The sequence below is a fragment of the Clostridium sp. CCUG 7971 genome (genome assembly GCF_017590215.1).
Classification (GTDB): domain Bacteria; phylum Bacillota; class Clostridia; order Peptostreptococcales; family Peptostreptococcaceae; genus Faecalimicrobium.
On the sequence record NZ_JAFFPK010000143.1, the window covers coordinates 1 to 12,470 of the forward strand.

General features: G+C 25.8%; 12 protein-coding genes. 8 read left to right on the forward strand and 4 right to left on the reverse strand.

Annotated elements, in window-relative coordinates:
• Positions 1 to 23 precede the first annotated feature (23 nt).
• Complete coding sequence (locus JWF52_RS16365) at positions 24 to 575, reverse strand: NADH peroxidase (protein ID WP_208334585.1); 552 nt, start codon at positions 573 to 575, stop codon at positions 24 to 26.
• Positions 576 to 789: 214 nt separating this feature from the next.
• Here JWF52_RS16365 and JWF52_RS16370 point away from each other — a divergent pair, with 214 nt between their 5' ends.
• A complete protein-coding gene (locus tag JWF52_RS16370) occupies positions 790 to 1,404 on the forward strand; it encodes a PH domain-containing protein (RefSeq protein WP_208334586.1) in 615 nt (204 codons plus the stop codon).
• Positions 1,405 to 1,442: 38 nt separating this feature from the next.
• On the opposite strand, the gene JWF52_RS16375 is transcribed toward JWF52_RS16370, so the two are convergent.
• Positions 1,443 to 2,681, reverse strand: a complete 1,239-nt coding sequence (locus tag JWF52_RS16375) for a VanW family protein (protein WP_208334587.1) — start codon at positions 2,679 to 2,681, stop codon at positions 1,443 to 1,445.
• A 707-nt stretch (positions 2,682 to 3,388) separates the two neighbouring features.
• Between JWF52_RS16375 and JWF52_RS16380 the strand changes: the two genes are divergently transcribed.
• Complete coding sequence (locus JWF52_RS16380; protein ID WP_208334588.1) at positions 3,389 to 3,982, forward strand: GNAT family protein; 594 nt, start codon at positions 3,389 to 3,391, stop codon at positions 3,980 to 3,982.
• Between the two features lie 63 nt (positions 3,983 to 4,045).
• Here the strand turns inward: JWF52_RS16380 and JWF52_RS16385 are convergent, their stop codons facing one another.
• Together JWF52_RS16385 and JWF52_RS16390 are read right to left on the reverse strand one after the other, a co-directional pair.
• Complete coding sequence (locus JWF52_RS16385) at positions 4,046 to 5,950, reverse strand: FtsX-like permease family protein (protein WP_208334589.1); 1,905 nt, start codon at positions 5,948 to 5,950, stop codon at positions 4,046 to 4,048.
• On the reverse strand, positions 5,937 to 6,704 hold the full coding sequence (locus JWF52_RS16390) for an ABC transporter ATP-binding protein (RefSeq protein ID WP_208334590.1): 768 nt from the start codon (positions 6,702 to 6,704) through the stop codon (positions 5,937 to 5,939). Before JWF52_RS16390 ends, JWF52_RS16385 begins: the two co-directional genes overlap by 14 nt.
• A gap of 184 nt (positions 6,705 to 6,888) precedes the next feature.
• Between JWF52_RS16390 and JWF52_RS16395 the strand changes: the two genes are divergently transcribed.
• The 6 genes from JWF52_RS16395 (at position 6,889) to JWF52_RS16420 (ending at position 12,445) form a co-directional block, all read left to right on the forward strand.
• Complete coding sequence (locus JWF52_RS16395; protein WP_208334591.1) at positions 6,889 to 7,563, forward strand: response regulator transcription factor; 675 nt, start codon at positions 6,889 to 6,891, stop codon at positions 7,561 to 7,563.
• Positions 7,564 to 7,582: 19 nt separating this feature from the next.
• A complete protein-coding gene (locus JWF52_RS16400; protein ID WP_208334592.1) occupies positions 7,583 to 8,587 on the forward strand; it encodes a sensor histidine kinase in 1,005 nt (334 codons plus the stop codon).
• A gap of 209 nt (positions 8,588 to 8,796) precedes the next feature.
• The gene (locus JWF52_RS16405; RefSeq protein ID WP_208334593.1) at positions 8,797 to 9,867 is read left to right on the forward strand and encodes an efflux RND transporter periplasmic adaptor subunit; all 1,071 of its coding nucleotides are present in this window, start codon (positions 8,797 to 8,799) and stop codon (positions 9,865 to 9,867) included.
• Positions 9,836 to 10,540 (forward strand): ABC transporter ATP-binding protein, encoded by a 705-nt coding sequence (locus JWF52_RS16410; protein ID WP_286184235.1) that lies wholly within the window; start codon positions 9,836 to 9,838, stop codon positions 10,538 to 10,540. Before JWF52_RS16405 ends, JWF52_RS16410 begins: the two co-directional genes overlap by 32 nt.
• Before the next feature lie 3 nt (positions 10,541 to 10,543).
• The gene (locus tag JWF52_RS16415; RefSeq protein WP_208334594.1) at positions 10,544 to 11,782 is read left to right on the forward strand and encodes an ABC transporter permease; all 1,239 of its coding nucleotides are present in this window, start codon (positions 10,544 to 10,546) and stop codon (positions 11,780 to 11,782) included.
• Between the two features lie 165 nt (positions 11,783 to 11,947).
• Entirely contained in the window at positions 11,948 to 12,445 is a 498-nt protein-coding gene (locus JWF52_RS16420; protein WP_208334595.1) for a hypothetical protein, read from the forward strand.
• Positions 12,446 to 12,470: the final 25 nt, after the last annotated feature.

Genomic DNA, 12,470 nt, shown 5'->3' on the forward strand with positions numbered 1-12,470 from the left:
TTAAAGGCAGTTTTTTATTTAATCTATGCTTTTTTTCCAAAATGTCTTTCTAGTAATCCTAAGAATGCTTTACCATGTCTTGCTTCATCTTTACACATTTCATGTACTGTATCATGTATAGCATCAAGACCTAGTTCTTTGGCTTTTTTAGCTATTTTTAGTTTTCCTTCTGTTGCTCCATATTCTGCTTCTACTCTTGCTTTTAAGTTAGCTTGAGTATCAGCTACTACTACTTCTCCTAATAATTCAGCAAATTTAGCTGCATGTTCTGCTTCTTCAAATGCTATTCTCTTGTAAGCTTCTGCTACTTCTGGATATCCTTCTCTATCAGCTTGACGGCTCATTGCAAGATACATTCCTACTTCTGTACATTCTCCAACAAAGTTAGCTCTTAATCCTTCTAATATTTCTTCATCTACTCCTTGAGCTGCCCCTATTCTATGTTCATCAGCCCAAACCATGTTACCTTTCATTTCTTCGAACTTTTCAGGTCCTACTTTACATACTGGACATACTTGTGGTGCTGTTTCTCCTTCATATATATATCCACATACTGTACAAACAAATTTTTTCATATTTATATCCTCCTAGTTTTTATTTTAATTTCTATATAATTTATTTCAGTTCATCTAAACTTAATTATTCATTGTTATAACTTATATATACCCGGTGATAATTGCTCTAAACAACAATTATAAACTTTTTATATTTATTTATACATATATGTTATAATAATACTCAATTAAGTAGTTTATTAATTAAAATTACATTTTCAAAAGGAGTTTACACATGTTAAAAAAGTTTGCTTCCGATGCACTTGGTATAAGTGATATAGGTATGATAATAAGACCTGAAGACTATAAAAAAGTGGATTCAGATGATTATATAATGCATGAGGATGGAGAAACAATATATTTCCTTATAAAATCTAAATCTGATGAATATTGTTTTACTAACAAAGCTTTAATTCATATTGATGGAGAAAATGCTATTAGTAAAAAACGTAATTTATATCGTTATGATTACTACCTTAATAATATATCTGATGTTTCTTTAGAGACTGCCGGAACTATAGACTTAGACGTTGAGATTAAGTTTACAATAGGTCAAAAAAGTTTTTCTATAGATGTTGATAAAAAACAATTAGAACAGTTAAAAGATTTATATAAAGCTTTAATAAAAATATCTGAAATTACTAGAGATAATCAAATCTTATTAAACTATACTAATGAATCAATACGTACAACAGCTACGCTTATGTCATCTAATCGTATTGAAGGCATTAATTTAGAGGAAAACTTTAAAAATATTAATGAATATGTGTTTGAATGGTTAGTATCTTCTAAGAATAAATATAGTGTTAGAGATTTTGGATATGTTTTCGAAAAGTATATTAATAATTAAAATTTATATAAAAATAAAGCTAGTCATTTTGACTAGCTTTATTTTATCTTATATTTACTTTCAGCAATTAATTCTTCTCTTATTTTATTATTTTCTTCATCTAAATATATTCTATATGTCTTTACATTTATTTTATCTTTATTGTATTTTTCTTCAGTTCTTATATATAATTTTTCTCTATCTTGTTTACACCCATATATTTTTGATGTTATAGCTCCATTACTAACTATATTCTTTATATAAATCGGATGAGAAAAAGGATTTTTAAACTTTAAGTCTGTATATCCATATGATACTGCTGCGTCTTTTCCTCTAGGTGCATACCTTGATGCAAATGTATGATTATGAACCTCTTCTATCTCCATGCCAGCCAATAAGGCAGCATTATATATTGTTGTTGAAACTTGACATACTCCTCCGCCTTCTCCGTTTACATACCTTCCACCTACTATTACTTTTGCAGTTTTATATCCATTACTCCAAGTTCTAGCTCCTGTAGATTTATTGTATGAAAATGTCTCTCCAGGCATTATAAGTATATCACTAGTACTTTGACCTGCTACATGAATATTACTACCTCTTGGAGTATTATCATTAAAACTAGTACTATATTGCCCTAAAATTGTATTAACAGAATCTACATCTTCTGTTGTTGTTGTAGGTTTTATTATACGAGTGGGTAATTCTATTTCCTTTATATCTTTTTTATCTAACATATTATATATTTCTTCTTTTAATTTTACTATATCTACTTCTATACCTTCTTTAGATGGAGTTTTTAGTATTTGAGAACTTTCTGTTACTTGTATTGATGCTTGCTTAACTTCTCTATTTATTTCTTTAGATATATTTTCTATAAGTTTGCTTAAAGCTATCTCATCATAAGTTGCTATAAGTTCTATCTTATATTTTTCTTTAAATGTTAGATTAAAAATTCTCTTTAAATTTTCCTTACTATTATCACTTCTTGTATATGAATATGCATTTTGCAAAGATTTATCTATATTGTAATCTAACTTTATGTCTTTAGGGTTTATAGTCCATTTTTTAGAAATATATTTTATGTTTATAGGTTTTAATTTGTATGTATTGCTAATTTGTTTACTAGCTTCATGAATATTCATTTTACCTACATCTATATTTTCTATGTAAATATTTTTAAATATTTTACCATCTAAATTATCTTCTAACTTATTCATACCTAAGCTTAGTGTTGATATAATAAATAAACAAAATAAAAAAATTAATTTCTTAGTAATTATTCTTTGCTTTATCATAAAAATACTCCTTAATATAATTATATACATTTATATTTTCCTATATATTTTTTTATATTCTACTTTATATTTTTATTAAAAATATGTATTATTTTTGGATATTATTGATATTTTTTATACATATTTATAAATATTCGTTTTTTTTGTTAAAAGTGTGTAAAATATAATTCAATTTTCTAAGTATTATGTTATAATACTTATTATAAAATTTACATTATGTAAATTTATAAAAATATAGTTAGCATTTTTATAAATTTATATAAACTGGAGATTATTCTCCTTAATTACGAAAAGAGGTAACGATTTAAGCCTCGTATGTAGAGAAATCTGCATAGGACACAACTTGAATTGCAGATAATTCCTAAAGCCTAAGTGCCACAACGTAAAAGCGAATAGCTTTAAGCGTGACGGAACGAAAGTAGAAAAAAGTCTTAGGATGGCATATGGTTAAACCCTAAGTGCTAGTACAATGGATGTTCATGCAGGGAAGTCCCGAATAGGGAAACCTTCAACGACTAGACCGATAGGTCGTACACTATAAGCTATTGATAGTGGAAGTAGGTTGCCCCTAACGAGTAATGTCGAGGGTGAAGAAATAGTCTGCTCTCATGTGAAAATATGAGAAGTTCATAAAAGTAATCGCCAATGTGGTTACTTAAGAGAACTGCATAAGTGTAGCGAACTTATGTGAACAACCGGTGTCTATTTTGATAAAAAAGGTAAAATTATCTAAGTTCAATGGAGAACTTTGCGAAAACTTATACGCTGATGTTTGCTTTATTACAGAGGCCAACTTTAATGACATTACTAATTTATATAATAGGGTAAGCGTTACCCTAGATAATAAAAATTGGCTTAAGTTTCGTGATACACTCCAATTGAAAGATATTTTAGCTAATGGTGGCTTTATAATAGGATGTTATATTGAAGAGACTTTAATAGCATCAGCCATGTGTGAAGTTCCAAGTGGCAATTATTTAAATAATCTCTATGATATGAATTTAAGTCAAACCGAAATAGATTCAACGTATATCTCTGGTTATGTAATGGTAGACCCTCTTTATCGTGGAAACGCATTACATAAATTACTACTTGAGACTAGAATACAAGAATCTATAGATAGAGGAAAAAGCCATATAGTAACGGCCGTAGCTATTGAAAATATCTATAGCCAAAAAACAATATTAAGCTTAGGATTTGAAGTTCAACTTCAAAGAGAAAATCCGTGTGGTACAAAACGTAATATCCTTATGAAAAAATTAGATAATACAGTAAGTCCAGAAATAGAATTTACAGCTTAAAAAATAAATTAAAATAAAGGGGATATAAATTATCCTCTTTATTTTAATTTACCAAATATAATTTTATATTTCATTTATTAACATATCTTTAGCATACTTTAATGTTACTAAATAATATATAAAATATCCTATATAATATATAACTAATGTTATTAAAATCGGTACAAGTATATTTCTCTGTATAAGTTTTTGTACTATAATCATTGCAAATAAATTATGAATTGTACCTACTAGTAGTGGTAGTATAAATATTAATTTTAACTGCTTTGATAATATTTTTTCTATATCTTTATTATTTGCTCCGATTTTTTTAAGAGTTATATATCTATTCTTGTCATCATATATACTAGATAATTGTTTAAATAATATTATACTTCCTGTACAAGGTAAAAATACAGCTGATAAAAACATTCCTATAAATAACAACAATCCTCCGCTTTGCATAGTTTCTGCATGTGATTTTATATTAGATGTAATATTAAATGGATAATTTTTTTCAATATTATTTTCAACAACTTTCACTAATTTATCTGCTAGTTCTAATGAATCCATATCTTTTATATTTATTATTCTTAATTTTCTACTTTCATTATCTTTTTCTAATTTATTATATACATTATCTCTAACCACAACTATATTATATGTTGATCCTTCATTTACCATAGGTTCATAAAATTCATTTTGTACTTTAAGCTTATTTTTCTCTATATTTAGAGTTTCACCTTCAAGAGATTTATACCTATATTTTTTGTATGTATCATTTGAATAATATATATATTTATCTGACTTTAATTTTTCATAATTTTCTTCTTTATATTGTATATCTACAAAATCACTTTCTTTCATTATAGATATATTATCTCTAGTTTCTTGTTTAATGCCATAGTACATTATGTCTATGTAATTAGTTTCTGTATCTATTAATTCTATTGTCTTATCAAGAGTTATGTTATTTTTATACTTCTCTAATATTTTATCTACTTCTTTATTTACATAATCATTTTCAGCGTTTATGTTATAACTATATTTATAATTTTCTCTAATACCTTGATTAATAGTGTAATAATATGATATATTGAATCCCAAAATAGTAACACTCGTGGCTATTAAAATTGCTATTGTAGCTAATATTTTTGAGTTACTTTTTATATTATAACTAAGCCCTGAAAATGCAACTAAATTTATACCTTTATAATAAAAAATCTTATTTTTCTTGATTGTATTTAATATTATAGAAAGCACACTTGAAAAAAATAAAAATGTGCCTGGTATTATAAAAATCAGTATAAGTGGTGCTAAAATAATTTCCATTTCTAACATCTTACTTGTCGCCATAATATATCCTATTATTATTAAAGTTATACCTAAAATGCCTAATAACACAGATGGCTTTTTATAAGATTTAACTTCAGGTTCTTGTTTAAATAATCTAATAAGTTTCTTTTGTCGTATTCCAAATGTATTTCTTATTCCAATTAATGTAAATATTAAATAAAATACTATAATAGTGCTAGCTAATGATTTTATATTTAATGTCATCTTAACTACTACAATTTCTCCCATTAATTTAACAAGTAGCATAGTCATAAGCTTTGAAAATAAAAATCCTAAAGTTATCCCTAGTATTATTGCAAACGTACTGATTATTAAAGTTTCATAAAAAAACATTTTTGAAATTTGATTTTTTCTCATTCCTAATAAACTATATGTTCCAATTTCTTTTTTTCTTCTATTTAAAAAGAAAGCATTTGAGTAATATACAAACATAAATGAGAAAAATGCTATAACTATGGCTGCCGAATTAATTCCAGTTCTTTTTGTCTTACCTAATATAGATAAAACTTCATTATATTGTATAGATTTAAAAGTAAAATATATAAATACACTAAATACTATAGATATAAAATACATTATATAATTTGACGCACTATTTTTTACGTTTTTAAAGGAAATACTAAATAAATTCATTTCTATCAACGCCTCCAAGCATGGCTACCGTACCTAATATCTTTTGATAAAATTCCTTTGTGCTATCCCCTTTTATAAGTTCTGTAAAAATAATTCCATCTTTTATAAATAAAATTCTATCACAATAACTAGCACTCATTGGGTCATGAGTTACCATAAGTATAGTTACTTTTTCATTTTTATTTAAATGACTAAACGTATGTAAAAGATCTCTTGCTGATTTTGAGTCAAGAGCTCCAGTTGGTTCATCTGCAAGTACTAATGATGGTTTCCCTACTATTGATCTACATACTGCTGCTCTTTGCTTTTGTCCTCCCGAAACTTCATATGGGTATTTATTTAATAGTTCTAATATATTAAGTGATTTTGCTACTTCTTTTACTCTATCTTCTATGGTTTTTACTTTTTCATTTTTAAGAGATAATGGTAGCATTATATTTTCTTTAATTGTAAGTGTATCTAGTAAGCTTGAGTCTTGAAAAACAAATCCTAAATTGTCTCGTCTAAAATCCGCTATTTGGTTTTGATTCATATTTTTTATATCTTTATCATTTATATAAACTTTTCCACTACTTTGAGTATCTATTGTAGATATAATATTTAGTAAAGTTGATTTACCAGCTCCCGATGCCCCCATTATACCAACAAATTCTCCTTTTCTCACTTTAAAACTTACCCCTTTTAGGGCTTCATATTTAGTATTCCTTTTTCCATGTTCCTTTCTTACATTTTCTACCCTTAATATATCTTTCATTTTATCCTCCTTATAAAATTCTTATGAACTTATTATATATCTACGAAATATTTTTAACCATTTAATTAAATTAAGTATACCTTACAATTTCGTAAGTATTTTTAAAAATTCTTCATTTTTCTCTAATTTATGTTTAAAATATACGTATATTTAAAATAAATCAGTACTTAATATGGAGGTAATAATGTTTAAAATAATGATTGTAGAAGATGATACAGCCCTAAAAAATCAAATCTGTGAAGGTTTATCTAGATGGGGGCATAATGTTTATAAAATAGAAAACCTAGAAAATGTAGTTGAAGAATTTAAAAATTTCAATCCTCAATTACTTTTGCTTGATATAAATCTACCTTTTTATGATGGTTTTCATTGGTGCAATGAAATAAGAAAAATCTCTCAAATTCCAATAATATTTATATCATCTAGAAACTCTAATATGGACGTTATTATGGGTGTAAATTTAGGCGCTGATGATTATATTCAAAAACCTTTTTCAATAGATGTATTGGTTGCCAAAGTTAATGCCCTACTTAGAAGAACTTATAATTTTTCCGATAAGTCATCTGATAAAATAGTTCATAATGGAGTTACTCTTGACTTATCAACTGCACTTATTACCTATAATGATAAATCAATAGAATTAACTAAAAATGAAATAAAAATACTTCATGAACTTATGAAGCATAAATCTCAGATAGTAAGTAGGGATAAGCTTATGAAAAAATTATGGGATAGTGATTGGTTTGTCGACGATAATACTTTAACTGTAAATGTTAATAGAATAAGAAGTAAATTAAAAGATATTGATCTTGAAAACTTTATAGAAACTAAGAGAGGTTTAGGCTATATAATCGTATAGTTTAAGATTAGGTGAATAAATGAAATTTAAAGATTTTTTAAAAGACCAACAAGGTTTATTATTATTTAATTTTATATTTTTATTTTTTACTATATCTGTCATTTTACTTTCTCCTATTAATGAACTTTTAATTGACACAGTCTCTTATATAATAATCCTTAACTTAGTACTTTTATTTTTGTATTTATTTATTAGTTATTCTAGGAAAAATAAATTTTTAAATTTATTAGATGAAAGCTTGAATTTTGATAATATTAATTCAATAAGCATATTTAAAATATCTATGGAAGAAAAGATTTATCTAGATATTATTAATGATTATAAAATAAAATTTGAAAATCTTGTTGACAATAATTCTACAAAAGTAAAAGAAAACAAAGAAATAATGGACATGTGGGTTCATGATATTAAAATGCCTATAGCTATAATGAAACTTATAATAGAGCAAAATGAAAATCCATACTTTGAGAAAACCTTAGATGAAATAGATAATGAAGTAATGAGAATTGAAAATTCAGTTGAAAGAGTTCTCTATCTTTCTAGGCTTGATGATTTCCATAGAGATTTCCTAGTTCAGGAGGTAAATCTTCAACTAATTATTCGAGAAATAATAAAGAAGTATTCTAAATACTTTATATCAAATAAAATAAGTTTATCATTAGATAACTTAGATTATACTGTTTTATCTGATAAAAAATGGCTTTTATTTATATTTGATCAATTAGTCGGAAATTCTCTAAAGTATACAGACAAAGGTGATTCTATTTCTATAACTAGAGAGATTTTATCAAATTATATTTTGATAAAAATAAAAGATACTGGATGTGGTATTAAAGAAGAAGATTTAGTTAGAATATTTGATAAAGGATTTACTGGAAATAATGGAAGACATAATGCTAAATCTACAGGGCTTGGTTTATACTTGGTAAAAGAACTCTGCTCTAAGCTAAATCACGATATTGAAGTCAATTCTTCTTATGGTGAATATAGCGAGTTTATAATAAGGTTAAATATAATTAATTAAAGAATTAGCTCTATCGCTAATTCTTTTTATTTTATTAAAATTATAAATTTTCGATATTTTTTTATATTTTTTTCTATAAAATTTTATAATATATCTTTTAAAATTGTCAACTTAATTACAATATTGATTTATTTCTTATTTTTCTTTGACTTCTAGTAATATTTAGTCCTATAATTTACTTGGAGTATTATTTACATTAGGAGGAATATATGTCTTTTTTAGAAAAATTAAAAAACAAAAAGGTATTAATAGGGGCTGGAGTTATAACTATAATTGTCTTAGCTACAGGTATATTTATTTACAACAAAAATAAGATTAATAATGAAAAATTAGGAGAAACTGAAAATTATATTGAAACTTATACTATCGCAGATAATGAAAAAGTATTTATAAATGGTAAAATTTTACCTACTGAATCAAAGGATTTTAATCCATCTTCAGAAGGTGAAGTAAGTAAATTAAATGTTACAAATGGAAAAATCGTAAAAAAGGGAGACCTTTTATTTACTTGTAAAAATGATGCTGTTTTAAATGAAATCGATGGTCTAAAATCTCAAGTAAGCGAACTAAAGAAATCTAATAGTTCTGATGACCCTCTTATAAACACAGAAATTAGTAAACTGAATGCTCAAATATCAACTTTAGATAAAAAAGCTTATATAAATACTTATGCTCCATTTGATGGAAAAGTATATTTAAATGAGAAATCTGAAAATGCAGCTGAGCCTACTTCATTTATTACACTTCAAAGTAACCAATATTATATGAAAGGCCAAGCTAGTGAACAAGATTTATCTAAACTTCAAATAGATGATCCTGTTAATGTTTTAGTATTTTCAACAGATAAAAAAGTAACCGGAAGAATAAGCTTTATATCTGATAGACCTTCATCTCAAGCTAATGATATGAATATGGGTGGTCAAGGTTCTCTATCTTATTACGATATAAGCATTTCATTTGATGACCAAGAAGGTCTAGTAAATGGATTCCATGTTCAAGCTTCTATCGAAATTAGAGATTCTTTATCTAAAATACCAACATCATGTATATTAAGAGATGAAAATGATAAACCTTATGTATTTGAAAGTATAAACGGAATTCTAAAAAAACAAATAGTTGAAATAGCAAGCACTGATGAAGAACTTACTGTTGTAAAATCTGGCCTTGATAAAAATGATGTTTTAGTTAGATACCCATCAGAAGGTATGAAAGAAGGAGATGCTATAAATGCGGGTGATACTCCTTCTAATGATGAAGGGATGGCTGAAAAAGTTGAGTAATATAATTAAATTAGAAAATATTCAAAAGTATTATAAAGTAGGAAAAGAAAAGTTTCATGTACTAAAATCACTTAGCTTAGAGATAGAATCTGGTGAATTTGTAATGATAATGGGTAAATCAGGTAGTGGTAAAACTACTTTACTTAATGTTTTAGGTTTTTTAGATAAATTTGATGATGGTGATTATATATTTAATGGTGAAAATGTAACTAACTTAAATGAAAATCAACGTTCTACATTTAGAAATAAAAATATAGGATTTGTATTTCAACAATTTAATTTAATAGAAACTTTAGATGTTTATCAAAATGTTGAATTGCCTCTTATTTACGATGCATCTTTGAATAAATCTGAAAGAGAAAAAATTGTAAAAGAAAAACTAGAATCAGTGGGATTGCTTGATAAAATAAAACAACCGCCTCTTCAACTGTCTGGTGGTCAACAACAACGTATAGCTATTGCTCGTTCATTGGTTAATAATCCTCAACTAATATTTGCAGATGAACCCACTGGTGCATTAGATAGTGAGACAAGTGAAGAAATTATGAATTTACTTAAAGATTTAAATAATCAAGGTAAAACTATAATAATGGTTACACACGATGCTGACTTAGTAAAATATGCTACTAAAGTTGTAAGACTTAAAGATGGTGTGTTATCTTTGGAGGTGTAAATCATGAATTTAGTTAAAAGTACCTTAGCCAATTTAAAAGGACATAAACTTAGAGTTTTTGTAACTCTTTTATGGATTATTATGGGTATTACTTCTGTTATATTGGTCAGTTCTATTGGTAATGGGCTAAAAAAAGAAGTAGAAACTTCAGTTAATAAGGTAAACCCTAATAAAGCAAGAATTCATTTTGAACCTGCTGATTATAGTATGACGAATATGAGTATATTTTTAAAGCCTTTTACTAGTGAAGATATAGAACAACTATCTTTTACTGAAGGTGTTGAAAAAATAGGACCTAGTAAGGATGATTTTGACTTTGCTTCAACATATTCTAATGAGGCTACTTATGATAAAAAAACTACTTATGTCGATATTGCTGATTTAAAAAAAGATACTAAGCTAAATCCTATATATGGAAGAAGCTTTTCTTTAGATGATGCTAATAGAAAAGTTATTATCATTACTATGCAAAATGCAACTGATTTATTTGATAATCCTGAAAGAGCTCTTGGTAAAGGTATTTCAATAAATGGTACAATATATGAAATAATTGGTATAGTAGATGAAAGTTCTGTTTCTAATAAATCTGATGAGAATAAATCTATATACAATATGAATCCTATGGAAGGATATGTTACTTCATATATGCCTAAAAAAGCTTTAGATGGATTAATTAATCAATATAATTATTCTCAAGAAATATATGCCCTAGATTTAGTTGTTTCTAAAGGATATGATGTTTTTGAAGTTGCAAATAATATTATTGGTAAACTTTCTGAACTTCATCCTGATATAAATGGTTCCTATAAAACTGACGATCCATCTGAATCTACTCAAGAGCTTCATAATATGATATCTACTATAAATAAATTTGTTACTTTAATAACTGCTATATCAATGTTTGTTGGTGGTATTGGTGTAATGAATATAATGTATGTTTCTGTTATGGAAAGACAAAGAGAAATAGGTATAAGACGTGCAATAGGAGCTAAACCTCGTACTATAATGTTTCAGTTTTTAGTTGAAGCTGTATTTATAACAGTATGCGGAGGAATACTTGGAATAATCGTAGGATTTATAGTAGTTAACTATGCATCAAATTATCTTCCATTTAAAGCTATACCTAACATAAATAGTTTCTTCTTTGCTAGCATAACTACAGTTGTAACAGGTGTTATATTTGGTATTATACCTGCATTTAAAGCATCTAGGCTAGACCCTATAAAAGCTATTTACAAATAGATATAATATATTTAAAGAGAGTTTAGCTACTCTCTTTTTTTAATTAGTAAAATTAAAATTTTATAAATAACAAAATTTACACTAATTAATTTCACTTCATCTGGAATAGTAGATTATAAATAACATATACTCTAAATATAATATTATATGAAGGGTTGTGAATAAATGAAAAAAGCATTTATACTGATAATATTTATACTTACTACTATATCTTTATTTGGTTTTAATTCACTAAAAAAGCTAAATGATGATGAAGCCTTAGATATGGTATCTAATAATTTAAATAATAGGTATAGTCTTATTAATGAATTAGATGAAGATTATAATAAAGGAAAAATAAATGAGAAAGAATTTTATAATCGAGAAATGTCTATATATGAAAATGAAATGAAAAATTATTCTAAAAAATCACTTAAAAATATAAAAGATAATAACTTAAAATCTGCTATAGTACAAGTAAGTCAAGGTTTAGAATTTCAAATAAAATCAACTGAGTTCGCAATGAAAGGAGATTATGAACAGACTATGCTATATCATGAGGAAGCATTTAAAATAGGTTATTCAGCTATAATGAAATTAAAAAATAACTATAATGTCAATCTTACAGATGAATATATAAATCATATAGAGGAAACAATGAAAATTTATAATAAAAATAAATAAGCTTTGTAATACATATAAATAAAAA

Bases quoted from the DNA above. Each gene is read 5' to 3' on its own strand.
- JWF52_RS16365 (WP_208334585.1), bottom strand. From the start codon at position 575: ATGAAAAAATTTGTTTGTACAGTATGTGGATATATATATGAAGGAGAA.
- JWF52_RS16370 (WP_208334586.1), top strand. From the start codon at position 790: ATGTTAAAAAAGTTTGCTTCCGATGCACTTGGTATAAGTGATATAGGT.
- JWF52_RS16375 (WP_208334587.1), bottom strand. From the start codon at position 2,681: ATGATAAAGCAAAGAATAATTACTAAGAAATTAATTTTTTTATTTTGT.
- JWF52_RS16385 (WP_208334589.1), bottom strand. From the start codon at position 5,950: ATGAATTTATTTAGTATTTCCTTTAAAAACGTAAAAAATAGTGCGTCA.
- JWF52_RS16390 (WP_208334590.1), bottom strand. From the start codon at position 6,704: ATGAAAGATATATTAAGGGTAGAAAATGTAAGAAAGGAACATGGAAAA.
- JWF52_RS16395 (WP_208334591.1), top strand. From the start codon at position 6,889: ATGTTTAAAATAATGATTGTAGAAGATGATACAGCCCTAAAAAATCAA.
- JWF52_RS16400 (WP_208334592.1), top strand. From the start codon at position 7,583: ATGAAATTTAAAGATTTTTTAAAAGACCAACAAGGTTTATTATTATTT.
- JWF52_RS16405 (WP_208334593.1), top strand. From the start codon at position 8,797: ATGTCTTTTTTAGAAAAATTAAAAAACAAAAAGGTATTAATAGGGGCT.
- JWF52_RS16410 (WP_286184235.1), top strand. From the start codon at position 9,836: ATGATGAAGGGATGGCTGAAAAAGTTGAGTAATATAATTAAATTAGAA.
- JWF52_RS16415 (WP_208334594.1), top strand. From the start codon at position 10,544: ATGAATTTAGTTAAAAGTACCTTAGCCAATTTAAAAGGACATAAACTT.
- JWF52_RS16420 (WP_208334595.1), top strand. From the start codon at position 11,948: ATGAAAAAAGCATTTATACTGATAATATTTATACTTACTACTATATCT.